The sequence below is a fragment of the Streptomyces sp. NPDC104226 genome (assembly GCF_055584085.1).
Map to the genome: position 1 here is coordinate 78,925 of NZ_JBVJMS010000008.1, position 25,987 is coordinate 104,911.

Consider the following 25,987-nt stretch of genomic DNA (forward strand, 5'->3'; position numbering starts at 1 on the left):
CCGAACGGATGACGGCCGTCGGGGCTGGGCCACCAGGGTGCACCGCGGATTTTTTACCGCCGCGTAACTTCCCAGTTTTGCTACTCGCCCGTAATTTGACGGCTGCAGCACTCCCCTTGTGATCCGGATCACGGGATGCACCCCCACGCACGTCCCGCGCCGTCCCTCGTCATCCCCCCCTTGAACCGCGAGGAGATCACACGATGCTGCCCTGGAGACGCCTGCTCCGCCCGCTGGCCGTCCTCACCCTGACCGCCGCCGCGCTCGTCGCCCCCACCGGAGCGGCCCAGGCCGCATCGGCGCCGAGCAGCGGCTGGAACAACTGGTCCTGCAAACCGTCCGCCGCCCACCCCCGGCCCGTCGTCCTGGTCCACGGAACCTTCGGGAACTCCGTCGACAACTGGCTCGGCTTCGCCCCGTACCTCGTCCACCGGGGCTACTGCGTCTACTCCCTCGACTACGGGCAGCTGCCCGGCGTCCCCTTCTTCAACGGCCTCGGCCCGATCGAGCAGTCCGCCGGACAGCTCGACGTCTTCGTGGACAAGGTCCTCGCCGCCACGGGGGCCGCCGAGACCGACATCGTCGGCCACTCCCAGGGCGGCATGATGCCGCGCTACTACCTGAAGTTCCTCGGCGGTGCCGCCAAGGTCAACGCCCTGGTCGGGCTCGCCCCCGACAACCACGGGACCACCCTGCTCGGCCTCACCAAGCTCCTCCCGTACTTCCCCGGGGCCGGGGACCTGATCAGCGAGGCCACCCCGGGCCTCGCCGACCAGATCGCCGGATCGCCCTTCCAGAACAAGCTCAACGCGGGCGGGGACACCGTCCCCGGAGTCGCGTACACGGTGATCGCCACCCGGTACGACGAGGTGGTCACCCCGTACCGGAGCCAGTTCCTCACCGGGCCGAACGTCCGCAACGTGCTGCTCCAGGACCTGTGCGCGGTGGACCTCTCGGAGCACGTGGCCATCGGGCTCACCGACCGGATCGCCTGGCACGAGGCCGTCAACGCCCTCGACCCGGCGCACGCCGAGCGGACCACCTGCGCGTCCGTCTTCTCCTGACGGCAACGGCAACGGCAACGGCAACGGCAACGGCAACGGCAACGGCAACGGCAACGGCAACGGCAGCTGAAGCGGCTGCTGATACCGCGACGGCGGGCGGCCCCGACGGGCCGCCCGCCCCGCTCGTCAGCGGCCGTGGCGGCCCGGAGTCGCACGGCGGCGGGCCAGCCCGAACAGCACGGCCGCACCGGCGGCCAGGATGCCGGCCCCACCGATCGCGATCAGCGGGGTCGTGCTGCTGCCGCCCGTCTCCGCGAGACCGGTCCCGCTCGTCGAGGGGATCGGGGACGGGGCTCCGGCGCCGTTGGTCTTCGGGTCGTTGTCCCCGTGCCCGTTGTGCTCCACCGTGGACTTGCCGGCGCCCGCGGAGATCTGCTCGTCGGTGGGAGCCGACGGGACCTCCGAGGGGAGCGTGGACGGCTGCTGCGAGGGCACGGAACTCGGCTTCGAGCTGGGCCTGGAACTCGGCTTCGAGCTCGGCTTCGCGCTCGGCTCGGCACTGGGCTTGCCGCCGTTGTCCTTCCCGAACACCACGTCGGAGCAGGAGTAGAAGGCCTCCGGGCTGTCCGAGCGCTGCCAGACGCTGTAGATCAGGTGCCGGCCGGTCTTGTTCGGGACGGTGCCGGAGAAGACGTAGTCGCCGTTCTGCATCCCCGGGTCGGTGACCTTCACGAAGGGCGCCGGCTCCAGGTCGGACCACTTCAGCGGCTTCGACGGGTCGTAGCCGTCCTTCGTCACGTACAGCTCGAAGGAGCCCTTGTGCGGGGCGGTCCCCTTGTAGCGGAAGGTGTGCGCGCCCGATGCCATCGGGCTCGCCGGCCAGTCGGCGCGCGCCAGGTCCAGCCCCCGGTACTTGTCGTTGCCAGCCGAGCACAGCTGTCCGTCCGGGATCAGCGCCCTGCTCTTGCCGGCCGCGTTGGCGATGTTCACCGCGTTCCAGTCGTAGAACGCCTGCGCCCCGCTCGCCGCGACCGCCGCCTTGCAGGCAGCCGACTTCGGGGACTCCGGTCCCTCCGCGTAGCACGCCGCCACCCGGCTGACCGGGTCCGTCATCGAACCGTGGGCGGCCGCCGGGGCGACGGCGTACGCGGCCACCGCGAGCGGGGCGAGACCGGCTGCGATGCGGGCGGCGGTACGGCGTGCGGGCATGGTGGATCTCCTCTGGGCACGGCACAGGGCTGCGCGAGTCGTGGGTGCGCCGGAGGACCGGGGCTGTGCGGCGCCGCCCCTCACGGGTTCGCGGCGCCGCCCCCGGCCCTCCCTGGCTCAGCCAAACTAACCGCCCTGCACCCGGGTTCCCCCGGGTTCCGGCCCCTGGAGCCGATCCTTAGGGCCCCGTTAAGGAGCCACTAAGCGGGCCCTACAGAAAGCGCCCGGCGAGGCCCTGGATCAGGCCATCAGGGCGCCCAGACCGGCCGTCGAGCGGGCCTGGGCGTCCAGGGCGTCGAGAGCCCGTACCGCCTGGGCGGCCGCTTCGGGGTCGGTGTCGGCGAGCCCGCTCTCGGCGAACTCGTCCTCGTCGAGCCGCAGCACCGTGCTCCCGTCGGCCGACACCCACAGGTCGAGGTCCAGGTCCTCGATCAGGATCACCCCGTCCCGCACCGACGCCGGGCGGGTGACGTCGCAGTACCAGCCCTTGAGGACGCCCTCGCCCGTCCGCACCTCCTTGACCGCGTACCAGCGGTCGCGCCAGAAGTGCTCGGTGAACACGTCGCCCGGTTCGAAGCGGACGAAGCCGAAGTCGCGTACCCCGGGGGCGGCCCAGGGGGCCCGTACGGTGATCCGGGTGCCGGTGTCGGCCACCAGCTCGGCCGGGTAACTGATCTTCGTACGGCCCGCCTTGGTGAGGGTGACGGTCAGTCGGTCGGTCATCGTGCTCTCCCCTGTTCCCCTGGTCTCACAGCTGCTTGGCGTAGCGGGTCTCCGTGGCGCACACCTCGTACCCGAAACGGGCGTTGACGGCGAGCATCGGAGCATTGCCGGTGTCGTTTCCGGTGAACGCCTCCGTGCAGCCGGCCGCGCGGGCCCGCAGCAGCGAATCGATCTTGGCCAGTCCGGCCAGTCCCCGGCCGCGGAACGGGCGCAGGGTGGCGGTCATGGCGGAGGAGTACCGCCCGGCCCCGTCGGTGTGCGCGGCGGTGAAGCCCGCCACCCGGCCGTCCACCAGGACCACGGTGGTGAGCTCCCGGTCGAGGTACGGGTGCTCCCAGGTGCCCCGCAGCCAGTCCTCGTAGTCGTCGAACTCCACCGGAACATCGCCCGGTTCGTCCAGGGTCGCCGCCGCGTCCGCCTCGAAGAGCGGGCGCGGATCGGCGGCGAAGGCCGAGCCGGTGCGCAGCTCCACTCCGTCCGGCAGCTCCCCGGGCAGCGCCGGCAGGTCGGCCGTGACGAGGTCGAGCCGCAGGAAGTGCGCCGAGCGGGAGGGCCGGTAGCCGCGGCGCTCGGCGAAGGCGCGGTGCGCCGGCTCGTCGAGCACCCAGGCGAACGCGGCCCGTGCGCGCGCGGCCCCGAGATGCTCCTCGGCCGCGTCGAGCAGCGCGCTTCCGGCCCCCAGGCCGCGGTGGGCGGGGTCCACGTAGGCGTTGACGAAGCCCTGTCCCGGCTCGGGGCTCTCGTGGGCGATGCCGACCTGGGCGGTGCCGACGACCAGGCCGTCGGAGTTCTCGGCGACGAGGAGGCGGTAGCGCTTGTCGGGGTGGGCCGAGGCGAGCTCGTGGGCCACGCCGTCGACCGTGCCGATCATGAAGGGGAGGGCGGCGCGGCGCACCCGTACGACGGACTCGGCGTCCCGCGGGTCGGCGGGGCGCACCTCGCGAATGGTGGTGATCACCTGTGCGACGGTAGGGCGGCAGAGCGCCCAGCGCCTGCGAATTTCCCGGCGGATGGGGGACAATCGGCCGCGTGACCTCGACTTCTCCGCAGCTGAAGATCCGCATCGACGGCGCTCCGGGCGCCGCCGCCCCGTACGAGCAGTTGCGCTCCCAGATCGCCTCCGGGGCGCGGGCGGGCCGGCTGCCCGCCGGGTTCAAACTGCCGACGGTCCGCGGGCTCGCGGAGGACCTGGGGCTGGCGGCGAACACGGTCGCGAAGGCGTACCGGGCGCTGGAGTCGGACGGCGTGATCGAGACGCGCGGCCGGGCGGGCAGCTTCGTGGCGGCGTCTGGTGACGGTCCGGCCCGGGAGGCGGCCACCGCCGCGCAGGCCTACGCGGAGCGGGCGCGACGGCTCGGCCTCACCTTCGACGAGGCCACCGCCGCGGCGCTGGACGCGCTGCGGGCCCGGTACGCGGACTGACACCCCGGGCCCTGTCGCCCTGTCGGCCTGGTCGCCGCCGCCGGACGGCGCCCCTGTCCGGCGGCGGCGCTGCCTGGTGGCGCCCCCTGCCCGGCCGTGCCCCGCGGGTCAGTCCTTGCGCGGGAACAGCCGGGCCTGGAGGTGGTGCTGCATGGGCTGGCCCACCGCGGCCATCTCCTGCACGATCGTCAGCCCGCCCTCCTGGAGGGCGTACCGGCGTCGCATGCCGGTGACCTCCTTGGCCCGCGGGGTCAGCCCCACCGTGTCGGTGGCCATCTCGATCTCCGTACCGGAGACCCGTCCGACGTACGTCTCGACGATGCCCGTCGGGTGGGCGAGCGTGACCTCGACCGAGGCGTCCGGGAGGATGCGCCACCATCCGGTCTCCCGGCCGGCGGGGCGCACGGCCGTGCCGGAGTCGTCGATCAGCCACGCGCGGGACTCGTAGACGAGGAAGGGCCGGCCGTCGTGGCTGAAGGTGATCTCCTGCTCGTACCGGAACCCGTGCTCCAGGGTCGGGTACTCGCCGCTGCCCCGTCCGTGCCAGCGTCCGACGAGGCCGAGCACCGGCTGGAGCTGCGGGTGCGGCTCGGGGCCCTCGCCGAGGACGTGGCTGTCGGGGAAGGGATTCTCCTGCGCCGGTTCGAGCACGGTGCGTTCTCCTGTTCGTGGGTCCCCCGGAGGTGCGGACGGCCGGCGGGGGCCTTCGGCCGCGCCCCCATTCTCCTCGGCGTACGCGCCGGACCCGTGCGCGCCCCGCGCGGTGGGACCCGTGGGCCGGGCCGCCGCCCATGCGCGCCCCGCACCTACAAGTACAGCCCGGCCTCCGTGTCGTGGCCCTGCGTCGGCAGCAGCGCGGTGGGGCCCGATGCACCGCGGCGCAGGGCGAAGAGCTCCGCCAGCGTCGCGCCCTCGCGGGAGACGCCCTCGTCGGTGCCGAGCCAGTCCACCGCCTCGCGGTGCGTCAGCCGGCCGATCTCGATGCGGGCGAGGCACCGCCCCGGCCGGACCACCGCGGGGTGGAGCCGCTCCAGGTCCTCGTTGGTCGTGACGCCCACCAGGACGTTGCGGCCCTGGCCGAGGAGGCCGTCCGTGAGGTTCAGCAGCCGTGACAGCGCCTGCCCGGCGGTGTGCCGGGCCTCGCCGCGGATCAACTCGTCGCAGTCCTCCAGGAGCAGCAGCCGCCAGCGGCTCTTCGCCGTGCCCTCGTCCTCGCCGATCGCGATGTCCATCAGGTAGCCGATGTCGTTGAACAGCCGCTCCGGGTCCAGGACGCAGTCCACCTGGCACCAGTCCCGCCAGGACCGGGCGAGCGTGCGCAGGGCGGAGGTCTTCCCGGTGCCCGGGGGGCCGTGCAGCAGGAGCAGCCGGCCGGCGATGTCGTCTGGGGTGATCTTCATCAGCCGGTCCATCGCCCCGGCCACGGGAGCCGTGTAGTTGGGCCGCACCTCTTCCCAGGTGCCGGCCGCGATCTGCCGGGTCGTGCGGTAGGGGCCGCGGCGCGGGGAGACGTACCAGAAGCCCATCGCGACGTTCTCGGGCTGCGGTTCGGGCTCGTCCTGCGCGCCCTCGGTGGCCTCGCCCAGCACACCGGCGGCGAGTTCCTCGCTGACCGCCGTCACCGTGACGTCCGCTCCCCGGCTCCAGCGGGAGACGAGCATGGTCCAGCCCTCGCCCTCCGCGAGCGTCGCGCTGCGGTCGCTGTCGCGGGCGGAGCGCAACACCGTGGCCCCGGACGGCAGCAGGGTCGCGCCCGGCTTGACCCGGTCGATCGACACGCTGTGCGAGTGGGGCTGCTCGCCGGACGCGAAGCGGCCGAGGAACAGTGCGTCGACCACGTCCGACGGGGAGTCGCTGTCGTCGACGTTGAGCCGGATCGGCAGCGCGTCCTGAGGGTTGGCTGGCATGGCGCCCATGATCCGGCACGAACTGGCCTCATGCACCCGTGTTTCGCTGGATCGAGTGGCGGGATTCCCTCTTCAAACGCCGTGCGGGTGAAGATTCGCGCCGCAGGTCCACCCCGAACATTCTTGGCATGGACACTTCCAGAAGGCCTCGGTTCCTTGTACCACGGACTCAGGAGTAACTCCTGAGTAACCCCCACAAGGAGCCGCACACATGAGCATGAGAATGCCTCGTTTCGCTGCACTGGCCTCCGCCCTGTTACTCGCTGCGGGCGCAGCCCTGTTCGGAGCCGGTCCGGCCACCGCCGCCGCCGACTTCGGCTACGTCGCCCTCGGCGACTCCTACTCCTCCGGCGTCGGTGCCGGCAACTACGACAGTGCTAGCGGGAACTGCAAGCGCACCCCCCGCGCCTACCCGGCCCTCTGGGCCGCCGCGCACTCCCCCCAGACCTTCTCCTTCGCCGCCTGCTCGGGTGCTCGTACGGGTGATGTGATGAGCAGCCAGCTCACCTCGCTGAACGCCGGCACCGACCTCGTCAGCATCACCATCGGCGGCAACGACGCGGGATTCTCCGACGTCATGACCACCTGTGTGCTCCAGTCCGAAGCCACCTGCGTCAGCCGGGTCAACCAGGCCAAGGCGTACGTCGACTCCACCCTCCCCGGCCAGCTCGACCAGGTCTACAACGCGATCCACAGCCGTTCCCCGGGCGCCCGCGTGGTCGTCCTCGGCTATCCCCGCTTCTACAAGCTGAACGGAAACTGCGTGGCCGGGCTCTCGGAAGGCGAGCGCAAGGCCATCAACGGCGCCTCCGATTACCTCAACGCCGCCATCGCCAAACGCGCCGCCAACCACGGCTTCGCCTTCGCCTCGGTCGCCGGTGCTTTCACCGGGCACGAGATCTGCTCCGGCAGCGAGTGGCTGCACAGCCTCAACTGGCTGAACATCGGCGAGTCCTACCACCCGACCGCCGCCGGACAGTCCGGCGGCTACCTGCCCGTCTTCACCAGCGCTGCCTGACGCGTCAGGGCCCGGCGTGTTGCTGCCCGACGCGTCACGGCCCGGTGCGTCACGGACTGGCCGTCGGACCCGGGTTCGGTGACGGGGAAGAGGTGGGTCCGGACGTGCTCGGAGAGGAGGCCCCGCCCGTCGGGGTCTCCTCCTCGCACGTCACCGAGAACTCCAGCCAGGCCGAAGCCGCCTCCGACGGCGCCCGGACCTCCAGCCGGACGGCATCCTCGAAGGTCGCGTCCGGGTCGTTCGTCAGCTCCGTGTGGTCCAGCCGTACGCTCGTCGGCCCGCCCGCCGGGTACGCGAGGGTCCGCCAGTCGGGGCCCGAGGTCCTGCCGCTGCGCGTGGCCCACCGGTACTCCACCATCGCCGGGGTCCGCTCCACCGTCACGGTGGCGGTGAAGGAGGGCGCCTCGCCGGCGGGCGCCGGGCACTCGCCGCGGTAGGTGTCCCGGAGGGCCTGGACGGCGGACAGGGTGATGCCCGGCGGCGGCGTCGCCGAAGGAGAGGGGGAGGGGGAAGGGGAGGCGGAGGGCGAGGGGGATCCGCTCGGCGAGGGGGTCGGGGAAGGCGAAGCGCTCTGCGTCACCGGCGGTGCGGTCGTCGCACCCCCGTCGCCGTCGCCGCCCGTGTCGCGGTTCTTCAGCAGCAGCCATCCCAGCAGCAGCACCACCACGAGCAGCACCACGATCCCGCCGCCCAGCACCAGCCCGGCCCCGTTGCCCCCGGTCGCCCCGTTCCCCCCGGTGTCCGGGGGCAGCGCCCGCGCCGACCCGGTACCGGCCGGCGGCAGCGGCGGGGTGGGGTGTCCGTACCGGTTCTGCATCACGGAGGTCGGGTCGTCCGCGCCGATGCCCGCCCCCGTCGCCGAAGCCGTCGCGGGGCCCGACACCGGCCCGCCGGAGGCGCGTACGGTCCCTCCCGCGCCGACGATGCGCAGCATCCGGGCCGCCTCGGCCGCGGACAGCCGCTCCGCGGGATCCTTGACCAGCAGCCCCTCCAGGACGGGCGTCAGCGGCCCGGCGCGCCGCGGCGCCGGGACGTCCTCGTCCACGACCGCCCGCAGCGTGGCCACCGGGGAATCCCGGTGGAACGGGGAGACCCCCTCCACAGCCAGGTACAGCATCACCCCGAGCGCCCACAGGTCCGACCCGGGACCCGGCTCGCGCCCCAACGCCCGCTCGGGCGGCAGGAATTCGGGGGACCCGACGACCTCGCCCGTCATGGTGATGGCGGTGGAGCCCTCCAGGCTCGCGATTCCGAAGTCGCCGAGCACCACGCGGCCGTCGTTGGCGATCAGCACATTGCCCGGTTTGACGTCCCGGTGCAGCACCCCCGCCTCGTGTGCGGAGCGCAGTGCGGCCAGCACCTGTTCGCCGATGTGCGCGGTCCGCTGCGGGGTGAGCGGCCCGTCGCCCTCCAGGACCTCCGCGAGGGAGAGTCCCCGTACGATCTCCATCACGATCCAGGGCCGGCCGTCCTCGGTGGCCACGTCGTAGACGGTGACCACGCCCCGGTGCGAGACGCGGGCCGCGGCCCAGGCCTCCCGCTCCAGGCGCCGGTACATCCGATCCACCTCGTCCGCGTCCATCCCGGCCGGGGCGCGCACTTCCTTGACGGCGACCTCGCGCCCCAGGACCTCGTCCCGGGCCCGCCACACCATCCCCATCCCGCCGCGGCCGAGCGGACCCAGCAGGCGGTAGCGTCCGGCGACGACGCGGTCGCCGGCCCCGTCCCCGTTCGACGCGGACTCAGTCACCGAAAGCCTCATTCACGCGCGCCCCCAGGGGTGTTACCGGACGATCACTCCAAGTTAGCGCAGAGCGTGCGCCGTGGCTCCGGTCACGACAGGAGTCACGCAGTCGGCGCCGATGCGGTTCCAGCGCCGCCGAACCCCGGTGGATTTAGCGGAGAGTGACGATCGACTCCGCTGAGTAATCGTCAACTCCCGCTCGCCACACGGGCAATTCACACCACCGGGATACCCGTGCGCGACGTGGGGACGATAGGGTTACCCTGCCCGGTGGGCCGGGTGCCCTCATACGGGTGGGGAGAGACATGGAACAGATAGCAATGCGCAGCAGGCCGCCCCGCGTGCCTGCCATCACCTGCGGCAGTGGTGCGACCAGTTCGCGCCTCGACCGCCACCTCGCGGTGCTCGGCGGTCCGGCCGTCCCGCACCGCGAGACCGCCGAGGCGACGCTGCTCATGCGTGAGCTCACCTCGCGCGACCACACGCACCGGCTGCGGAGCCGGAGCGCGCGCGTATCGCTCTTCGCGCCGCTGCGGAGGCTCCGGCGCACCCTCTTCGGCAGCCGCCGTTCGTAACCGTCCGTCCGGGGGGTGTACCCGCCCCCGCAGCGCCGCCGCTCAGTACCCGGCCTGATCAACCCTGCCCAGTCAGCGGACCACACCGTCCCGGCGCAATGCCGTGATCTGTTCGCCCGTCATCCCCAGGGCGTGCAGCAGGGCTTCGGTGTGTTCGCCGAGCGCCGGCACCGCACCCATGTGCGGTGCCGCGCCGCCGGGCAGTCCGATCGGCGGCAGCAGGGCCCGCAGCGGGCCCGCAGGCGAGCCCACCTCCCGCCAGCGGTCCCGGGCCTCCAGCTGCGGGTGCGCGGCCAGCTGTGCCACCGAGTTCAGCCGTGCGCAGGCGATGCCCGCCGCCTCCAGCCGCTCGATCGCCTCGTCCGAGCCGAGCCGGCCCAGCGCCTCGGCGACCACCGCGTCGGTCTTCTCCCGGTTCGCGGTCCGCGCGGAGTTCGTCGCGAATCCCGGATCATCGGCCAGCTCCGGACGCTCCAGGAGCCGTTCGGCCAGCCGCCGCCACTCCCGGTCGTTCTGCACCGACAGCAGCACCCGGTCGCCGTCCGCCGTCGCGTAGGCGTCGTAGGGCGCGATCACGGCGTGTGCGAGGCCCGTCCGCACCGGCTGCTCCCCGCCGTGCATGGTGTGGTGCAGCGGATGCCCCATCCACTCGGCGAGCGCGTCGAGCATCGACACCTCCACCCGGCCGCCGCGCCCGGTGATCCCGCGGCGCAGCAGGGCGGCGAGCACGCCCGAGAAGGCGTACATGGCGGCCGCGATGTCCGCCGCCGGGATGCCCGCCTTGACCGGCTGCTCCGGGGTGCCGGTCACCGAGACCAGGCCGGCCTCGCACTGGACGAGCATGTCGTAGGCGCGCTTGTGGGCGTACGGGCCTTCGGGACCGTATCCGGAGACGTCCACGGCGACCAGCCGGGGGTAGCGGGCGCACAGGGCGGCGGAGTCGAGCCCGAGCCGGGCGGCGGCCCCCTGGGCGAGGTTCTGCACGAACACGTCGGCCCCGTCGAGCAGCCGGTGCAGGACCTCCCGCCCGCGCGGGTCCTTCAGGTCGAGCGCGAGCGACTCCTTCCCCCGGTTGGCCCACACGAAATGCGAGGCGAGACCATGCGCGGCGGTGTCGTAGCCGCGCGCGAAGTCTCCGCCGTCGGGCCGCTCGACCTTGATCACCCGGGCGCCGAGGTCGGCGAGCTGGCGGGTGGCGAAGGGTGCGGAGACGGCCTGCTCGACGGAGACGACGGTGATGCCGTCTAGGGGGAGGGGGTCGGTGAGCGCATCGGTAGCCATGGCCCCTGCCTACTCGATCCCGACCGGGCTGTCACGCGCGCCGGGTCGCCGCTCCGGCCGGCCGGACCGATCGGGCGCGCCCCGGACCCCGCGCTTAACATGCCGGCGGATGCACATCCAGCCTCGCCGGCGCTTGAGGCGCGGACCCCGGGGCGGAGCTCCGGGTTCTCTCAGCCCGTCCGGCGTTTGAGGACCGGGGCCGGCCCGGCCCGGGGAACGGTGGAAGGGCGGGTCGGGGGCTGCCCCGCAGGGCCACCCGCCCCGCGGCCCCCGCGCCTCAGAGCAGTGCGAACTGCCCGCCCGGCCCCTCCTCCTGGTGGTCCAGGACCGAGGCCGGACGCCGGGCCCAGTCCGGAGGCGGCAGCACCCCGGCCGCCCGCAGCTCGGCGGGGGTCAGTACCGGCCCCGCCTCGAACGCCGCCCGCTCCGGCTCCAGTTCGGCCAGCAGTGCCAGGGTGGTCACCAGGGTCAGCAGCTCCGAGGTCCAGCCCTGCGGCCACTCCGCCGGACCCACCGCGTCCAGCCCCTCGGCCTCCGGATCCCGGTGCGCGAGCCGGGCGGCGAACCAGGTCTCCAGCACGCGGACCCCCTGGACCTCGTACTCCCACGCCCCGGCCGGTACGGGCGACACGGTGCCGCTGCCCGAGCCGCCCCCGACCGTCAGGGTCTCGCTCTCCGGGTCGTACGCGAGCTCGCGCGGCCACGCCGGCAGCGCCGAGCGGACGTACGGCCGGCGCCCGCCGGGCAGCCGGGGCGCCTCGCCGCCGCGGGCCCCGCGCAGCTGCACGGAGAGCAGCCGGTGGCCCAGCTCCAGCCCGGCCCGCCAGCGCGTGGCGTCGGCGGTGAGCGGGACCTCGTACCCCCGGGGGCCGGTGCGGCCGGCGGTGAGGATCCAGCAGAGCACGTCCTCGGGGGTGACCCAGGTGCCGTACCGCTCCCCGAGGAGGTGCTGGAGCCCCGGGGCGAGATTGGGCTCGGCGCCGCCCGGGCGGCGGTGCAGCGGGCGGATCCGGCCGAGCCGGCCGGCCGGGAGGTGCGCGGTGACCAGCAGCGCCGCCGACTGCGCCGGCTCCACGGCGAACAGCTGGTGCTCGTCCAGCACCCGCCACAGCTCGGGGCGGGCCAGGTCGATGAGCCGCTGGTCGGGCAGCAGCCACTGCTCGTCGAAGGGCTCGCGCAGGATCCGTACGGGGTCGGGGCGCGGCCCGGGCGTGTCCGCGAAGCGGGCCGTGGAACCGGCGCGCTGACCCGGCAGCGCCGCCGCCCCGGCGCCCGTGCTGCGGGCCCGGGTGGGGCGGAACAGCCGCTCCCGCTCGGCGCCCTCGGCCGCGGCCAGGGCCGCCCACCGGGCGCGCAGGGTCGCCGGATCGGGGGCCGCGACCCAGGCCCGGCCCAGGCGCAGGGAGCCCACGGCCCAGGGCATCAGATCGTCCAGCAGCGGGTGCGGACCGTCCGGCAGCCGGTCCCGCGGGGATGCGTCAGCGCTCACCCGGCCGATGGTAGCGACGCCACCCGGTGACCGGGCCGCGTCCAGGCCGGAGAGTTAGGCTCCCTATGTAGGGATCTGCCCGGATCCGGACGGAGCCGGGCCGACCGGACGCACCGGGAGGCGGACATGAGTCAGTACGACGAGTACTCGACCCCGTCGCAGGCCGAGGGGGAGCGGCTCGACGAGGACCTGGACGAGAAGCAGAAGAAGCTCCGCCACGCCCAGACGCAGCGGACCACGCCGTCCCAGGCGGAGGGCGAGCGCGGAATGGAGGACGACCGGAAGTAGCCGCCCCCCGCCGACAGCGCGGTCACCGCTCAGTGAGCGCCGCGGTCGGGCCTCAGTGCGCGTCGACGGTCACGGTGAAGGAGAACCGGTCCCCGCGGTACCGGATCCGCGCCACGTCGACCACCCGGCCGGAGCCGTCGTAGGTGACGCCCGTGTAGTGCAGGATCGGGCTCAGCAACGGCACGTCGAGCAGCTCGGCCGTGAGCGGGTCGGCGAGCCGCGCCTCCACGGTGTCGGTGATCCGGCTGATGTCCACCTTCGCGATGTCGCGCAGCACCTTCGTCATCGGCCAGCGCTCCAGATCCGCCAGGTCGATGGCGTCGGCGAGCTCCGGACGCACCGCATTCTCCGCCCAGTTGGTCGGCTCGCCGCTCTCGCTGTCGCGGCGGAGCCTGCGGTACGTGACCACCTCGGCGGTGTCCGGGAAGTGCTCCAGCAGCTCCCCGGACACCGCCGTCCGCTCGTGCCCGAGGATCGTCGTACGGTCGCCCGACTGCTGCGCCACGATGGCGTCGACCGAGCCGAGCAGCCGGACCGGGGCCCCGCGCAGCGCCCCCGGCTCGATGAAGGTCCCGCGCCGCCGGTGGCGGCTGATGAGCCCCTCGCTCTCCAGCTCCTTGAGCGCCTGCCGCATGGTCAGCACGCTCACCCCGTAGTGCTCGGCGAGCTGCTCCTCGGTGGGCAGGCGCAGCGAGGCGTCCGCGGTGCGCCCGAGTATCGAGGCGCGCAGCGACTGGGAGACCTGGTACCAGAGCGGCAGCTTCCGGTTCAGTACCAGCGAGTCGGGGGCGAAGGCGGTCACGGGTGGTTCTCCGTAGGACGGTGTGGGCGCGGCGGTGGCGGCGCCGCGCGGCATGCTCGTGATGTTAGGCGCGGAAGTGGCGCTCCAGCCCCTCCCAGACGTCGTCGTAACCGCTCTGGAGGTGGTCCGCGCCGGCGGCCTGGGCGGTGGCGGTGATCGGCCAGCGGGTCTCGAACATGAAGGCCAGGCCGTCGTCGATCTTCTGCGGCTTCAGCTCGGCGGCGCTCGCCCGGTCGAAGGTCTCCCGGTCGGGGCCGTGCGCGGACATCATGTTGTGCAGGGAGCCGCCGCCGGGCACGAAGCCTTCCGCCTTGGCGTCGTAGGCGCCGTCGATGAGCCCCATGTACTCGCTCATCACGTTGCGGTGGAAGTACGGCGGGCGGAAGGTGTCCTCGCCGACCAGCCAGCGCGGCGCGAAGACCACGAAGTCCACGCCCGCCAGGCCCGCCGTGTCGGAGGGCGAGGTCAGGACCGTGAAGATGGACGGGTCGGGGTGGTCGTAGCTGATGGAACCGAGGACGTTGAAGCTGCGCAGGTCGTAGACGTACGGGACGTGCGTGCCGTGCCAGGCGACCACGTCGAGCGGGGAGTGGTCGTAGGTGGCGGTCCAGAGGTTGCCGCAGAACTTGTTCACCACCTCGGTCGGCCGGTCGGCGTCCTCGTACGCGGCGACCGGCGCCCGGAAATCGCGGGCGGCGGCGAGCCCGTTGGCGCCGATGGGGCCGAGGTCCGGGAGCTCGAAGGGGCGGCCGTAGTTCTCGCAGACGTATCCGCGGGCGGTCTCGTCCTGGAGCTCCACGCGGAAGCGGACCCCGCGCGGGATCAGCGCCATCTCGCCCGGCCGGGCGCTCAGCAGGCCGAACTCGGTGCGCAGCAGCAGCCCGCCGCGCTCGGGGACGATCAGCAGCTCGCCGTCGGAGTCGCTGAACACCCGGTCGGTCATGGAGGCGTCGGCGGAGTACAGGTGGATGGCCATGCCGGACCGCTGGGTGGCGTCGCCGTTTCCGCCCAGGGTCCACAGGCCCGCCAGGAAGTCCGTACCGGGGGCCGGGTCGGGCAGCGGGTTCCAGCGGAGCCGGTTCGGGTCGGCCGGCGCCTCCGTGAAGGGCGCGCTGCGCAGGGCGCCGTTGTCGGTCCGGGTGAACGGCGGGTGCGCGGCCGAGGGGCGGATCCGGTAGAGCCAGGAGCGGCGGTTGTGGGAACGCGGCTCGGTGAACGCGCTGCCGCTGAGCTGCTCCGCGTACAGGCCGAGGGGGGAGCGCTGGGGGGAGTTCCGGCCGATCGGCAGCGCGCCGGGCACGGCCTCCGAGCTGTGCTCGTTGCCGAAGCCGGTGAGGTACTCCAGCCCCTCCGCCGTCTTCCTGGCCTGCTCGCTGCCGCCGCTCATTGCACGCTCCCGGTCTGCCGAAGGAATCCTATGCCTGACAGTAGGATTCCTCGGCTCGCGCGTCAACGGGGGGATTCCGATCAGTCGGCCGCCGGGCGGGCGGTAGCAGGGTCCTCGCCCCGCGACGGCCGGGTACTGGCCGGGCTCCGGTGGGTTCCGGGTCACGACTTGGCTCGCCGGGGTCCTATTCCTGCGCGAGGGGATCCCAAAAGATGAACATTCCTCTACTCTCACGCGCATGTCGTGGACCCGCAGGTTTCCTGCCGTGCCGGCGGCGCTCCTCGCCGCCCTCCTAGCGCTCCTGTCCCTCCTCGTCGCCGCGCCCGCCGCGCACGCGCACGAGGAGCGCCCCGTCGACCTCCCCGACGGCACCGGCTCCGTCCCCGCCTACCGCACGGGCGAGCCCGACCTGATCGTCTGCAAGACCGACCGGCCCGCCTTCGAACGCCGGATATCCGCCTTCCCCGACCCCCTCAAGCAGCGCAACCTCGTCCTCTACGAGCGCTGCGAGAAGAACGGCTTCCGCGACCTCCAGGCCGCCGTCGACGCCGTGGACCGCCCGGGCATGAACATCGCGATCCTCCCCGGCCTCTACGAGGAGGAGCCCTCGCTCCCCAAGCCGACCGGGGAGTGCGCCTCGCTCAAGGCGCCCAACTCCTCGCTCGGCTACCAGATCCTGACGTACGAGCAGCAGGTGGCCTGCCGCCACAACCAGAACCTCGTCGCCATCCTCGGCAAGACCGACCTCCAGATCGAAGGCACCGGAGCCTCCCGCGAGGACGTGGTCATCGACGCCAAGTACCAGAAGCTGAACGCGATCCGAGCGGACAAGTCCAACGGCATCTACTTCCGCAACTTCACCGCCCAGCGCACCACCTTCAACTCGCTGTACGTCCTCGCGGGCGACGGCTTCGTCATCGACGACGTGCTGACCCGCTGGAACGACGAGTACGGCTTCCTGACCTTCGCCAGCGACCACGGCCTGTACAAGAACTGCGAGTCCTACGGCAACGGCGACTCCGGCATCTACCCGGGCAGCGCCTCGAACATCAACGACGGCCGCGGCTACGACGTCCCCCGCTACTCCATCGAGATCACCGGCTGCCGCAGCCACCACAACATGGTCGGCTACTCCGGCACCGCGGGCGACTCGGTGTACGTGCACGACAACGAGTTCGACCAGAACATGGGCGGCGCCTCGATGGACAGCGCCTTCCCCGGCCACCCCGGACTCCCGCAGAACCACGCCCGCTTCGAACGCAACCTGATCCACGACAACAACGCCGACTACTACCACTTCGTCGCCGACGGCACCTGCGCCAAACCGCCCGCGGAGCGCGGCTACGAGCAGGGCGTGGTCTGCCCGCAGATCTCCATGCCCCCCGGCACCGGCATCATCACGGCCGGCGGCAACTGGAACCTCTACGAGAACAACTGGGTGTACGGGCACCAGCGCGCGGGCTTCTTCCTCTCGGCCGTGCCCGCCTTCATCCGCGGCGAGGAAGAGCTCTCCAAGCAGACCGACACCTCCCACCACAACCGCTACGCCGGCAACATCCTGGGCAAGGACAAGTCCGGTGCCTCCCGCCCCAACGGCATGGACGTGTGGTGGGACGGCCAGGGCCGGGGCAACTGCTGGCAGCAGGGCCCGGACGGCTCCACCCCGGGCACGCTCCCGCAGTGCGGCGAGCGCCGCGGAGCGGTCTCCGGCAGCTCGGCCCGGCTCGCCGGCGAACCGGTGAAGCTGGCCCAGCTCATGGTCTGCGCCGACTACAGCGTCCAGGCGCGCAAGCTTCCGGCCGGCTGCGACTGGTACGGCTCCCGGGGCCTCCAGCGGGTGGAGACCCAGCTCGCCCTCGCCGTCGCGGCGGTCCTCCTCCTCGTCGGCGGCCTCCTGTGGTGGCGCCGCCTGCGCCACTCCCGCCCGGCCGGGGTGGCCGCGCTGCTCGGCCTCGCGGGCCTGGCCCTGGACGTGGCCGGCTCCACGATGGGCCTGGTCGGCACCTTCGTCCCGGCGCTGGCCCTGCTCTGCCTCGGCCTGTGGTGGACCGGCACCGGCCTCGCCCTGCGCCCCACCCGGCCCTGGCTGGCCCGCCTGACCCTGCTGCTGGGCGCGCTCACCCTCCTCGACGCCTTCGACAAGGCCGTGCTGATGGTCCCCTGGATCCCGCTCAGCCCCGCCTGGATCCGGTCCCTCGTCGCGGTGCTGTGGATCCTCTGGGCCGTCGTCGCCGCAGCCCGCCCCGGAGGCACCCCGGCCCGCCCGGCAGGCCCCGGCCCGGACCCGGCCGGCGACCGGGTCCCCGTCCCCGCAGGCCCGGCCCCGACCCGCAGCGCCGAAGCCGAGTCCGAGGGCGGCGCCGCTGCCGGGGGAGACCAGCCGTGACGAGCAACCCGAGCAACCCGGGCACCCCGGGCACCCCGAGCAACCCGGACCACCGTGGCACCCCGGATCACCAGGGCCATGCGGAACACCAAGGCCACGCGGACCACCAGGTCGGCGGCCGCTCCGAGCAGCGGATCCGGTGCGACGTCTGCGGTACGCCGCCGGGGCGGTCCCGCCCCTACCGCCCCTACCGCCCCTCCCGCCCCTCCCGCCCGTCGCGCCGGACGGGCCGCGCGGCGACGCTGCTCGCCCTGGCCCTGCTCCTGGCGGGCGGCGCGGCGACGGGCTGCGGGGGGCGGGCCACCACCCACCACAAGCCCGGCACCACCCACGAGCAGGCCTCCGGCAAGGTCGGCACCCTCCTCACCGCCGACGACGGCGCCGGCCACCGGCTCCGCGAGGTCCCGGCCGAGGGCGCGCCGGAAGTCCGGCTCGCCGCCCGGCCGGACTCCGAGGACGGCTGGAACCTCCAACTGACGGTGACGAACTTCCGCTTCACCCCCGACAGCGCCGGCGGCGCCGCCCTCCCGGGTGCCGGCCACGCGCACCTGGAGCTGGACGGCCGCAAACTGGCGCGCCTGTACGGCCCTTGGTTCCACCTGCCCGCCGCGCAGGTACCCGCGGGCGGCCCGCACACCCTGACCGTCCGCCTCTACGCCGACGACCACACGGCCTGGGCGGTGGCGGGCAAACCGGTCGAAGCGGCCCTCGAACTCGCCGCCGGATCAGGCCAGTCCACCCACTCGCACTCCCCGACCGCACCGTCCCCCACGGCCCCGGAGGCCGCGCAGGACGCGGACCGCACGGTGACCATCACCGTGCGGGACGGCAAGGTCAGCCCGGCCCCGGGCCGGGTCGAGCTGACGCGCGGCGACCGCGTGGCCCTACGGGTCACCAGCGACCGCGCCGACACCCTGCACGTCCACGGCTTCGACAAGGAACTCGCCCTGCCGGCAGGCCAGGAGGCCACCCTGATCCTGACGGCCGACCGCACGGGCCTCTTCGAGGTCGAGACCCACGAGTCCGGCCTCGTCCTGACCCAGCTCCTCGTCCGATGACGCTCGCGCACGGCATCGGCTCGCAGCACGATCTGCCCATCTCTCCCTTCTACGCCTTCGCCGGCGCCTTCACCGCACTGTTCGTCTCCTTCCTCGCGCTGGGCCTCCTCTGGTCGGCCTCCCGCTTCCGCGGCGACCGCTCGGGCGCGGCCCTGCCCGCAGGGATCCAGCGGGTGGCCGACGCGCCGGCCACCCGCACCGCCCTGCGCGGGCTCGGCCTCGCGGCCTCGCTCGCCGTCCTCCTGCACCTCCTCCTCGGCCCCGACGACCCCGCCCGCAATCCCGCTCCCGGCGCCGTCTACGTCCTGCTCTGGGTCGGCCTGGTCCCCGCCTCCCTCCTCTTCGGCCCCGTCTGGCGCCTCCTCAACCCCCTGCGCACCCTGCACCGCCTGCTCGCCCGACTGCCGGGGAAGTCCCGACCGCACCGCCCGCTCCCCGCCCGGCTCGGGCAATGGCCGGCCGCCGCCGGGCTCTTCGCCTTCACCTGGCTCGAACTCGTCTCTCCCGATCCCGCCTCCACCACCACCCTCCTGATCGCCCTGACCGCCTACGCCACCGTCCACCTCCTGTGCGCCGCCCGCTACGGCGAACGCTGGTTCGCCGACGCAGACGCCTTCGAGGCGTACTCCGCCCTCCTGGCCCGGCTCTCCCCCCTCGGCCGTCGCAGCGACGGCCGCCTGGTCCTCCGTAACCCCTTCCACGGACTCGACGCGACACCCGAGCGGCCCGGACTCGTCGCCACCGTCTGCGTCCTGCTGGGATCCACCGCCTACGACGGCTTCTCCGACAACCCCGCGTGGATCAACGCGATCCAGACCTCCCCCCTCGGACGCACCCCGGCCGCCACCCTCGGACTCGTCGGCGCCGTCGCCCTCGTCGCCGCCCTCTACTGCCTCTGCGCGGCGGTCACCCGCCTCGTCTGCGGCCCGCACCCCGGCCCGCTGACCGCCTTCGCCCACTCACTCGTGCCGATCGCCCTCGGCTATCTCGTCGCCCACTACTTCTCCCTCCTGGTAACCGAAGGGCCACGCACAGTCATCATGGCAGTGGGCACTGACAACGCCCCGGAACCCTTGTCCCCCTTGGGTCCCGGCGGCCTCGCCGCCCTCCAGGTGATCGCCGTGGTGACCGGCCACGTCCTCGGCGTGATCGCCGCACACGACCGCTCCGTACGCCTCTTCCCGCCCGCGAAAGCCGTCGCCGGGCAACTCCCGCTGCTCGCGCTGATGATCACGTACACCGTGGGCGGCCTCAGCCTGCTGCTGAACTGAGGCGGCCGAACCGGTACCGCCGCCCAACCGGGAACCCGGGAGCGGCATGATGGACCCCGTGCCCCCAGCCCACTCCCTGCGCCGGACGCCGATCCAGCAGCGCAGCGCCGACCGCCTCGCCCGGATCCTCGACGCCTGCGCGGAGCTCCTCGACGAGACCGGGTACGAGAACCTCAGTACCCGGGCCGTTGCCCTGCGGGCCGGTGTGCCGATCGGTTCGGTCTACCGGTTCTTCGGCAACAAGCGGGCCATGGCCATCGCCCTGGCCCACCGCAACCTGGACCGCTACGCCGACGGCATCGAGCAGCGTCTCGCGGACCTCGCGGACACCGACTGGCGCCCGGTGGTCGATGCGGTGCTGGACGAGTACCTGGTCATGAAGCGGAGCGTGCCCGGCTTCGCCCTCGTCGACTTCGGGGTGCCGGCGCCACCGTCCGAGGGGCCGGCCTCCGACCCCAACCACCTGGTGGCGGTCCGCCTCACCGAACTCCTCGGCGCCCACCTCGCCCGCACCCCGGACGCCACCCTGGAACGGGCCGTCCTGGTCGCGGTCGAGGCCACCGACGCCCTGATCCAGCTGGCCTTCCGCAACGATCCGGACGGCGACGCCGCCATCGTCGCCGAAACGCGCGCGATGATGCACGCGTACCTCGCACGCGTCCTGGACTGACGGCCCGAGGTCCGAGGCGCGGGCCCCGGGCTCCGGGCCCCGCCCCGGACGGGGATCACCCCTGGCCGAGCGGCTGCGCTGTGCCTTCGAGGCGGCCAACCACCACCAGGCCGCCGTCCGGCGTGCGCCGCGCGAGGACGCCCGTGCGCAGGTACCCGTCGGGAGTGAAGGAGCGCGCGTTGCGGCCGGGGGCCCGGTAGTAGCCGCGGACGGTGTAGGGGCCGCGGGCCAGGAGTTCGCCCGGCTCCCCGTCCGGGAGTTCCTTGCCGTCGGCGTCGACGACACGGATCTGGTCGTCGGGGGAGAGCGGACGGCCCTGCGTCGTGAGCACGGCCTCGTCCGGATCGTCGGGCCGGGTGAGCGTGAGCATCCCCTCGGGCGCGGCGAAGACCTGCTGGAGGCTGCAGTCCCACTCGGCGGTCACCCGTTCGGCGGTCGCGGGCTCCAGGGGCGGGGTGTTGCCGCCGACCTGTACGAGGCGCAGGCTGCTCACGTCGGCCCCGGCCCCTGCACCCGCGTCGAGCCAGAGCCGGGCTGCGGCCGGCGTCAGCGCGGCGACGGTGACCCGCTCGCGCGCGACGGCCTCCCAGTGGGCGGCGGGTTCCTCGTCCTCGACCAGGACGACGGTGCCGCCCACGGTCAGGGTGCCGATGATGCCGGGGCCGCCGAAGGCGAGGTTGAGGTCGGAGGGCAGCGCGGCGAGGTACACGTCGTCCTGGGTGAGCGAGACCAGCTCGGCCGCGGCCCGCGCCTGGTAGGCGTAGTCGTTGTGGGTGCGCGGAACCAGCTCGGGCGCCTCGCCGGGACCACCGGAGAGCAGGAAGAACGCCACCTGGCCGGCGGTCAGTGCGAGCGCCGGTTCGGGCGGTGAGTCGAGGGAGTCCAGCGGGAAGTAGTGGCAGCCCGCCGTGTCGGTCCTGAAGCCGCCGTACGGGTCCGAGGTGCCCGGCGGTTCGAAGGTGAACACCCGGCGCAGGAAGGGGCCCTGCGCCGCGATCCCCGATGCCATCGCCGTGTGGTCGAAGCCCCGGTACGTCGCCGGGCCGACGTAGCCGGTGGCCTCGGAGACCTGGACCACGTGGGACACCTCGGGCGCGCGGTGCGAGACCGGGCAGAGGACGGGCACCGCGCCGGCCCGCATCAGGGCGAACACGGTGACGACGAGCTCGGGAACGGCGGGCAGCTGGACGAGGACCCGCTGCCCGGACCGCAGGCCCCGCAGCCGGAGCCCGGCGGCCATCCGGCCCACGCGGCGGTTCAGGGCCGCGTACGTGATGCGGGTGTCGCCGTGGACCAGCGCGGTCCGCGGTCCGTACTGCAGGGCCCAGCCGCGCAGCAGGTTGTCCAGCGTGTTGCCCCGCCAGTGGCCGGACGCCCAGTAGTAGTCGGCGAATTCCTCGGGCCAGGGCGTACAGCCGTCGAGCGTGGATGTCATCCGTCAATCCAAACCGCCCCTCCCCGCGGGGGGCAATGTGCTTTCCCGACCAAGGGCGCTGAAACGCGTCGGCCGAAGGCCCAATCGGCGCCGCTGACCAGGGAGAACGGTCGCGGCGCACAGGGGCCGGTGCGCATGTGCGACGGGTCGGGGCGGGCCTGCGCGGGGTGTCCGGCCCCGACCGCCTGATGCGCGTCCGCAGTCCGGGAATCCGGCCCGCCGCCCCGGATCCGGGCCGGGCCCGGCCCGCCGCCCCGTACCGGAGCCCCGCCCCGCCCTTGGCCGCACCCCCTCCCCGGATTCCGTGTGCCGCGGACCCTCCCCACCGTGCCTACCGGTCGGTATGCTCGGTGCCGCTCGCGCGGGTCCGGCGCCCGTGCCCCGTGCCGCAGCCTGCTGCCCCCTGGAGGGCCCATGCCCCGCACCGCCCTGCGCATCTGCCCCCTCTGCGAGGCCACTTGCGGCCTCACGCTCACCATCGAAGGCACCACCGTCACCGGGGCCCGAGGCGACCGTGACGACGTGTTCAGCCGCGGATTCATCTGCCCCAAGGGCGCCGCCCTCGGTGGCCTCGACGCCGACCCCGACCGGCTGCGCACCCCCCTCGTGCGACGCGACGGCCGGCTCCGCGAGGCCACCTGGGAGGAGGCCTTCCAGGCCGTCGCCGATGCGGTACCCGCCCTCGTGCAGGCGTACGGACCCCAGTCCGTCGGCGTCGTCCTCGGCAACCCGAACGTCCACACCATGGCCGGCCAGCTCTACCCGCCCCTGCTCCTCAAGGCCCTCGGCACCCGCAACCTCTTCACCGCCAGCACCCTCGACCAGATGCCCAAACACGTCTCCAGCGGCCTGCTCTTCGGGGATCCCTTCGCCATTCCCGTCCCGGACCTCGACCGCACGGACTTCCTCCTGCTCCTCGGGGCGAACCCGGTGGAGTCCAACGGCTCCCTGTGCACCGCACCCGACTTCCCCGGCCGGCTCAAGGCGCTGCGCGCACGGGGCGGCACCCTCGTCGTCGTCGACCCGCGCCGCACCCGCACCGCCAAGCTCGCCGACCGCCACCTCGCGCCGCGCCCCGGCAGCGACGCGCTGCTGCTCGCAGCCCTCGCCCACACCCTGCTCGCCGAGGAGCTGACCGATCCCGGCGTGCTCGCGGAACACACGCAGGGCATCGGGGAACTCGGCGAAGCACTCGACCGTTTCACTCCCGAGGCCGTCGCCCCCGCCTGCGACCTCACGGCCGAGGAGATCCGCGCGCTCGCCCGGGACCTCGCGGCCGCGCCGACCGCCGCCGTCTACGGCCGGATCGGCAGCTGCACCGTGGAGTACGGCACGCTCGCCAGCTGGCTGGTCGACGTACTGAACATCCTGACGGGCAATCTCGACCGGCCGGGCGGAGCCCTGTTCCCGCTCTCCGCGACCGACCGCGCACCCCGGCCGGCCGGACCCGGCAAGGGCTTCGGCCTCGGCCGCTGGCACAGCCGGGTCAGCGGCCACCCCGAGGCCAAGGCCGAACTCCCGCTGGCCGCGCTGGCGGAGGAGATCGACACCCCGGGGGAGGGGCGGATCCGGGCCCTCGTCTCCATCGCGGCGAACCCCGTGCTGTCCGCCCCCGACGGCCGGCGCCTCGACGCGGCCCTGGCCGGGCTCGACTTCATGGTCAGCATCGATCCCTACCTCAACGAGACCTCCCGCCACGCCCACGTGGTCCTGCCCCCCGCGCCGCCCTCGCAGAGCGCCCACTTCGACTTCGCCTTCAACACCTTCGCCATCCGCAACCAGGTGCGCTATTCGCCGCCCGCCGTTCCGCTCGAAGACGGGCGCATGGACGAGTGCGAGATCCACGCCCGTCTCGTCCTCGCCGTCTCCGGCATGCACGGAACCGACCCGGGAGCCGTGGACGACCTGGCCATCGGGGCCACCCTCGCCCGGGAGTGCGCCGACCCGGACTCCCCGCTGCGCGGGCAGGACCCGGCGCGCCTCGCCGGGCTGCTCGCGGGCGGCACCGGCCCCGAGCGCCGCCTCGACCTGATGCTCCGGCTCGGCCCCTACGGAGACCGGTTCGCCGCGGCCGCGGACCTCTCCGGGAGCGCTGCTACGGAAACCGGCGCGGGCGCACCCGACGGCGCGGCCGGCCCCGACCCGGCCCCCGCCCCCGCGACGCCGGCGGCTCCGGGCGGCGACGGCCTCGGACTGGACCGGCTCCGCGCCCATCCGCACGGAATCGACCTGGGCCCGCTGCGGCCCCGGCTCCCGGGCCTGCTGAGGACGCGCAGCGGCAGGATCGAGCTCCTCCCGGACCCGATCGCGGCCGAACTCCCCAGGCTGCGCGGGACGCTCGCCGACCGTCCCGCCGCCCTGGTGCTCGTGGGCCGCCGCCACCTGCGGTCCAACAACAGCTGGCTGCACAACGTCCCGGCCCTCGCCGGAGGTTCCAACCGCTGCACCCTGCAGGTCCACCCCGACGATGCCGCCCGGCTCGGCCTCGCCGACGGCCGTCCGGTCCGGGTCACCGCCGACGGCGGCAGCCTGGAGGTCCCCGTGGAGGTCACCGACACCGTCCGCACCGGAGTCGTGAGCCTCCCGCACGGCTGGGGCCACGACCGCCCCGGCACCCGCCTGGCGGTGGCCGCGGCCGTGCCCGGAGTCAACGTCAACCAGCTCCTCGACGGCAGCCGCCTCGACCCGCTCTCCGGTACGGCCGTACTCAACGGATTCCCCGTCGAACTGACACCCATCCCCTGAGCTGGGGTTTTGCTCGTATTGCTCACGCGTGAACGTCTTGTTGGCCGCTGGAGGGGGCGCCTAGGTTCCCCCACATGCTGACCTTCCTCGGCTTCGCCATGATCGCGACCTTCCTGGTCCTGATCATGCTGAAGAAAATGTCGCCCATCGCGGCGCTCGTCCTCATCCCCGCGCTCTTCTGCGTGTTCGCCGGACAGGGCGCGCAGCTCGGCGGCTACGTCATCGACGGAGTCGGCAAGCTCGCGCCGACCGCCGCCATGCTGATGTTCGCCATCGTCTACTTCGGCGTGATGATCGACGTCGGCCTCTTCGACCCGATCGTGCGCGGCATCCTGCGCTTCTGCAGGGCCGACCCGATGCGCGTCGTGGTCGGCACCGCCGTCCTCGCCGCCGTCGTCTCGCTCGACGGCGACGGCTCGACCACCTTCATGATCACCGTCTCGGCGATGTACCCGCTCTACAAGCGCCTCGGGATGAGCCTGGTGGTCATGACCGGGGTCGCGGCCACCGCCAACGGCGTCATGAACACCCTGCCCTGGGGCGGCCCCACGGCCCGCGCCGCCACCGCGCTCAAGCTCGACGCCGCCGACATCTTCGTACCGATGATCCCCGCGCTCGCGGTGGGCCTGCTCTTCGTCTTCGTCCTGGCCTACGCCCTCGGCCTCAAGGAACGCCGCCGCCTCGGCCTGCTGACCCTCCCCGCCGGCGCCGGGCGGTCGGCGGAGCCGGCCGAGGAACTCCTGGTCGCGGCCGGGACCGGCCCGGCCGCCGCCGGAAGCCCCGAGGCCTCCCTCCCGTCCCCCCGCTCCACGGGACCCGCCCCGCACGCCCCCGCCGACGGCGCCACCCCCGCCGAGGACGGCTTCCAGGGCCTCGACCCGCACCGCCCGACCCTGCGGCCCCGCCTCTACTGGTTCAACGCGGGCCTCACCGTCGCCCTGCTCACCGCCATGATCATGGAACTGCTCCCGATCCCGGTGCTCTTCCTCCTCGGGGCCGCCCTCGCCCTCACCGTCAACTTCCCCCACATGCCCGACCAGAAGGCCCGGATCGCCGCCCACGCCGAGAACGTCCTGAACGTCGCCGGAATGGTCTTCGCCGCCGCCGTCTTCACCGGCGTGCTCACCGGCACCGGCATGGTCAAGCACGTGGCCGACTGGCTCGTCGGCGCGATCCCCGAGGGCATGGGCCCGCACATGGCCCTGGTCACCGGCCTGCTCAGCCTGCCCCTCACCTACTTCATGTCCAACGACGGCTTCTACTTCGGCGTCCTGCCGGTCCTCGCCGAGGCCGGAGCCGCCCACGGGGTCTCCCCGCTCGAAATCGCCCGCGCCTCCCTGGTCGGCCAGGCCCTGCACATGTCGAGCCCGCTCGTTCCGGCCGTCTACGTCCTGGTGGGCATGGCCAAGGTCGAGTTCGGCGACCACACCCGGTTCACCGTGAAATGGGCGGCCCTGACCTCCCTGGTGGTCCTGGCGGCAGGGATGCTTTTCGGCATCATCTGACCGCGCCCGCCCCTGGCGACACAAAACTACCGACGCTAGTTTGTAGGGTGTTGGCGACGTCAGGATCG

22 protein-coding genes are annotated in these 25,987 nt (G+C 73.5%); 11 read left to right on the plus strand and 11 right to left on the minus strand.

Features of this window, described 5'->3' with window-relative positions; all coding sequences use genetic code 11:
- Positions 1-203 precede the first annotated feature (203 nt).
- Positions 204-1,064, plus strand: coding sequence for an esterase/lipase family protein (locus ACZ60J_RS24640; protein ID WP_469684998.1), 861 nt, complete (start codon positions 204-206; stop codon positions 1,062-1,064).
- A gap of 126 nt (positions 1,065-1,190) precedes the next feature.
- Here ACZ60J_RS24640 and ACZ60J_RS24645 read toward each other — a convergent pair whose 3' ends face one another.
- The 3 genes from ACZ60J_RS24645 to ACZ60J_RS24655 form a co-directional block, all read right to left on the minus strand.
- Complete coding sequence (locus tag ACZ60J_RS24645) at positions 1,191-2,213, minus strand: lytic polysaccharide monooxygenase auxiliary activity family 9 protein (RefSeq protein ID WP_469684999.1); 1,023 nt, start codon at positions 2,211-2,213, stop codon at positions 1,191-1,193.
- A 240-nt stretch (positions 2,214-2,453) separates the two neighbouring features.
- Positions 2,454-2,936, minus strand: a complete 483-nt coding sequence (locus ACZ60J_RS24650) for a ribonuclease FAU-1 family protein (RefSeq protein ID WP_469685000.1) — start codon at positions 2,934-2,936, stop codon at positions 2,454-2,456.
- Positions 2,937-2,961: 25 nt separating this feature from the next.
- The gene (locus tag ACZ60J_RS24655; protein ID WP_469685002.1) at positions 2,962-3,894 is read right to left on the minus strand and encodes a GNAT family N-acetyltransferase; all 933 of its coding nucleotides are present in this window, start codon (positions 3,892-3,894) and stop codon (positions 2,962-2,964) included.
- A 71-nt stretch (positions 3,895-3,965) separates the two neighbouring features.
- On the opposite strand from ACZ60J_RS24655, the gene ACZ60J_RS24660 reads away from it, so the two are divergent.
- Positions 3,966-4,358, plus strand: a complete 393-nt coding sequence (locus tag ACZ60J_RS24660; protein WP_469685004.1) for a GntR family transcriptional regulator — start codon at positions 3,966-3,968, stop codon at positions 4,356-4,358.
- Between the two features lie 108 nt (positions 4,359-4,466).
- Here the strand turns inward: ACZ60J_RS24660 and ACZ60J_RS24665 are convergent, their stop codons facing one another.
- Entirely contained in the window at positions 4,467-5,009 is a 543-nt protein-coding gene (locus ACZ60J_RS24665) for a heme-binding beta-barrel domain-containing protein (RefSeq protein ID WP_469685006.1), read from the minus strand.
- A gap of 155 nt (positions 5,010-5,164) precedes the next feature.
- Entirely contained in the window at positions 5,165-6,265 is a 1,101-nt protein-coding gene (locus ACZ60J_RS24670; RefSeq protein WP_469685008.1) for a DUF5925 domain-containing protein, read from the minus strand.
- A 217-nt stretch (positions 6,266-6,482) separates the two neighbouring features.
- On the opposite strand from ACZ60J_RS24670, the gene ACZ60J_RS24675 reads away from it, so the two are divergent.
- Positions 6,483-7,283 (plus strand): SGNH/GDSL hydrolase family protein, encoded by an 801-nt coding sequence (locus ACZ60J_RS24675; RefSeq protein ID WP_469685595.1) that lies wholly within the window; start codon positions 6,483-6,485, stop codon positions 7,281-7,283.
- A 49-nt stretch (positions 7,284-7,332) separates the two neighbouring features.
- On the opposite strand, the gene ACZ60J_RS24680 is transcribed toward ACZ60J_RS24675, so the two are convergent.
- Positions 7,333-9,033: a serine/threonine-protein kinase gene (locus ACZ60J_RS24680; RefSeq protein ID WP_469685009.1), complete on the minus strand. Its 1,701-nt coding sequence runs from the start codon at positions 9,031-9,033 to the stop codon at positions 7,333-7,335.
- A 299-nt stretch (positions 9,034-9,332) separates the two neighbouring features.
- On the opposite strand from ACZ60J_RS24680, the gene ACZ60J_RS24685 reads away from it, so the two are divergent.
- On the plus strand, positions 9,333-9,602 hold the full coding sequence (locus ACZ60J_RS24685) for a hypothetical protein (protein WP_030720225.1): 270 nt from the start codon (positions 9,333-9,335) through the stop codon (positions 9,600-9,602).
- Positions 9,603-9,674: 72 nt separating this feature from the next.
- Here ACZ60J_RS24685 and ACZ60J_RS24690 read toward each other — a convergent pair whose 3' ends face one another.
- Positions 9,675-10,883: a CaiB/BaiF CoA transferase family protein gene (locus ACZ60J_RS24690; protein ID WP_469685011.1), complete on the minus strand. Its 1,209-nt coding sequence runs from the start codon at positions 10,881-10,883 to the stop codon at positions 9,675-9,677.
- A gap of 277 nt (positions 10,884-11,160) precedes the next feature.
- Complete coding sequence (locus tag ACZ60J_RS24695) at positions 11,161-12,306, minus strand: type ISP restriction/modification enzyme (RefSeq protein WP_469685596.1); 1,146 nt, start codon at positions 12,304-12,306, stop codon at positions 11,161-11,163.
- A gap of 192 nt (positions 12,307-12,498) precedes the next feature.
- On the opposite strand from ACZ60J_RS24695, the gene ACZ60J_RS24700 reads away from it, so the two are divergent.
- The gene (locus ACZ60J_RS24700) at positions 12,499-12,660 is read left to right on the plus strand and encodes a hypothetical protein (protein ID WP_469685012.1); all 162 of its coding nucleotides are present in this window, start codon (positions 12,499-12,501) and stop codon (positions 12,658-12,660) included.
- 52 nt (positions 12,661-12,712) lie between these two features.
- On the opposite strand, the gene ACZ60J_RS24705 is transcribed toward ACZ60J_RS24700, so the two are convergent.
- Positions 12,713-13,516: a GntR family transcriptional regulator gene (locus ACZ60J_RS24705; protein WP_469685014.1), complete on the minus strand. Its 804-nt coding sequence runs from the start codon at positions 13,514-13,516 to the stop codon at positions 12,713-12,715.
- Between the two features lie 10 nt (positions 13,517-13,526).
- The gene (gene hmgA, locus ACZ60J_RS24710) at positions 13,527-14,849 is read right to left on the minus strand and encodes a homogentisate 1,2-dioxygenase (protein WP_469685016.1); all 1,323 of its coding nucleotides are present in this window, start codon (positions 14,847-14,849) and stop codon (positions 13,527-13,529) included.
- Between the two features lie 238 nt (positions 14,850-15,087).
- On the opposite strand from hmgA, the gene ACZ60J_RS24715 reads away from it, so the two are divergent.
- The 4 genes from ACZ60J_RS24715 to ACZ60J_RS24730 all read left to right on the plus strand — a co-directional run bounded on the left by ACZ60J_RS24715 (position 15,088) and on the right by ACZ60J_RS24730 (position 20,234).
- Positions 15,088-17,235, plus strand: coding sequence for a right-handed parallel beta-helix repeat-containing protein (locus ACZ60J_RS24715; RefSeq protein ID WP_469685018.1), 2,148 nt, complete (start codon positions 15,088-15,090; stop codon positions 17,233-17,235).
- Between the two features lie 242 nt (positions 17,236-17,477).
- The gene (locus ACZ60J_RS24720) at positions 17,478-18,293 is read left to right on the plus strand and encodes a cupredoxin domain-containing protein (protein WP_469685598.1); all 816 of its coding nucleotides are present in this window, start codon (positions 17,478-17,480) and stop codon (positions 18,291-18,293) included.
- On the plus strand, positions 18,290-19,564 hold the full coding sequence (locus ACZ60J_RS24725; protein ID WP_469685020.1) for a hypothetical protein: 1,275 nt from the start codon (positions 18,290-18,292) through the stop codon (positions 19,562-19,564). Before ACZ60J_RS24720 ends, ACZ60J_RS24725 begins: the two co-directional genes overlap by 4 nt.
- A gap of 49 nt (positions 19,565-19,613) precedes the next feature.
- On the plus strand, positions 19,614-20,234 hold the full coding sequence (locus ACZ60J_RS24730; RefSeq protein ID WP_469685600.1) for a TetR/AcrR family transcriptional regulator: 621 nt from the start codon (positions 19,614-19,616) through the stop codon (positions 20,232-20,234).
- Positions 20,235-20,289: 55 nt separating this feature from the next.
- Here ACZ60J_RS24730 and ACZ60J_RS24735 read toward each other — a convergent pair whose 3' ends face one another.
- On the minus strand, positions 20,290-21,669 hold the full coding sequence (locus ACZ60J_RS24735; protein WP_469685022.1) for an AMP-binding protein: 1,380 nt from the start codon (positions 21,667-21,669) through the stop codon (positions 20,290-20,292).
- A 414-nt stretch (positions 21,670-22,083) separates the two neighbouring features.
- On the opposite strand from ACZ60J_RS24735, the gene ACZ60J_RS24740 reads away from it, so the two are divergent.
- Positions 22,084-24,414, plus strand: coding sequence for a molybdopterin oxidoreductase family protein (locus tag ACZ60J_RS24740; RefSeq protein ID WP_469685024.1), 2,331 nt, complete (start codon positions 22,084-22,086; stop codon positions 24,412-24,414).
- Between the two features lie 74 nt (positions 24,415-24,488).
- Positions 24,489-25,919, plus strand: a complete 1,431-nt coding sequence (locus tag ACZ60J_RS24745; protein ID WP_469685026.1) for a CitMHS family transporter — start codon at positions 24,489-24,491, stop codon at positions 25,917-25,919.
- Positions 25,920-25,987: the final 68 nt, after the last annotated feature.

What these genes read in the sequence shown, in the direction of transcription:
- ACZ60J_RS24725 (WP_469685020.1), top strand. Translation starts at nt 18,290, where the DNA reads ATGACGCTCGCGCACGGCATCGGCTCGCAGCACGATCTGCCCATCTCT.
- ACZ60J_RS24695 (WP_469685596.1), bottom strand. Translation starts at nt 12,306, where the DNA reads ATGCCCTGGGCCGTGGGCTCCCTGCGCCTGGGCCGGGCCTGGGTCGCG.
- ACZ60J_RS24640 (WP_469684998.1), top strand. Translation starts at nt 204, where the DNA reads ATGCTGCCCTGGAGACGCCTGCTCCGCCCGCTGGCCGTCCTCACCCTG.
- ACZ60J_RS24745 (WP_469685026.1), top strand. Translation starts at nt 24,489, where the DNA reads ATGCTGACCTTCCTCGGCTTCGCCATGATCGCGACCTTCCTGGTCCTG.
- ACZ60J_RS24740 (WP_469685024.1), top strand. Translation starts at nt 22,084, where the DNA reads ATGCCCCGCACCGCCCTGCGCATCTGCCCCCTCTGCGAGGCCACTTGC.
- ACZ60J_RS24645 (WP_469684999.1), bottom strand. Translation starts at nt 2,213, where the DNA reads ATGCCCGCACGCCGTACCGCCGCCCGCATCGCAGCCGGTCTCGCCCCG.
- hmgA (WP_469685016.1), bottom strand. Translation starts at nt 14,849, where the DNA reads ATGAGCGGCGGCAGCGAGCAGGCCAGGAAGACGGCGGAGGGGCTGGAG.
- ACZ60J_RS24650 (WP_469685000.1), bottom strand. Translation starts at nt 2,936, where the DNA reads ATGACCGACCGACTGACCGTCACCCTCACCAAGGCGGGCCGTACGAAG.
- ACZ60J_RS24670 (WP_469685008.1), bottom strand. Translation starts at nt 6,265, where the DNA reads ATGCCAGCCAACCCTCAGGACGCGCTGCCGATCCGGCTCAACGTCGAC.
- ACZ60J_RS24705 (WP_469685014.1), bottom strand. Translation starts at nt 13,516, where the DNA reads ATGCCGCGCGGCGCCGCCACCGCCGCGCCCACACCGTCCTACGGAGAA.
- ACZ60J_RS24690 (WP_469685011.1), bottom strand. Translation starts at nt 10,883, where the DNA reads ATGGCTACCGATGCGCTCACCGACCCCCTCCCCCTAGACGGCATCACC.
- ACZ60J_RS24675 (WP_469685595.1), top strand. Translation starts at nt 6,483, where the DNA reads ATGAGAATGCCTCGTTTCGCTGCACTGGCCTCCGCCCTGTTACTCGCT.
- ACZ60J_RS24685 (WP_030720225.1), top strand. Translation starts at nt 9,333, where the DNA reads ATGGAACAGATAGCAATGCGCAGCAGGCCGCCCCGCGTGCCTGCCATC.
- ACZ60J_RS24730 (WP_469685600.1), top strand. Translation starts at nt 19,614, where the DNA reads ATGGACCCCGTGCCCCCAGCCCACTCCCTGCGCCGGACGCCGATCCAG.
- ACZ60J_RS24700 (WP_469685012.1), top strand. Translation starts at nt 12,499, where the DNA reads ATGAGTCAGTACGACGAGTACTCGACCCCGTCGCAGGCCGAGGGGGAG.
- ACZ60J_RS24715 (WP_469685018.1), top strand. Translation starts at nt 15,088, where the DNA reads ATGTCGTGGACCCGCAGGTTTCCTGCCGTGCCGGCGGCGCTCCTCGCC.
- ACZ60J_RS24735 (WP_469685022.1), bottom strand. Translation starts at nt 21,669, where the DNA reads ATGACATCCACGCTCGACGGCTGTACGCCCTGGCCCGAGGAATTCGCC.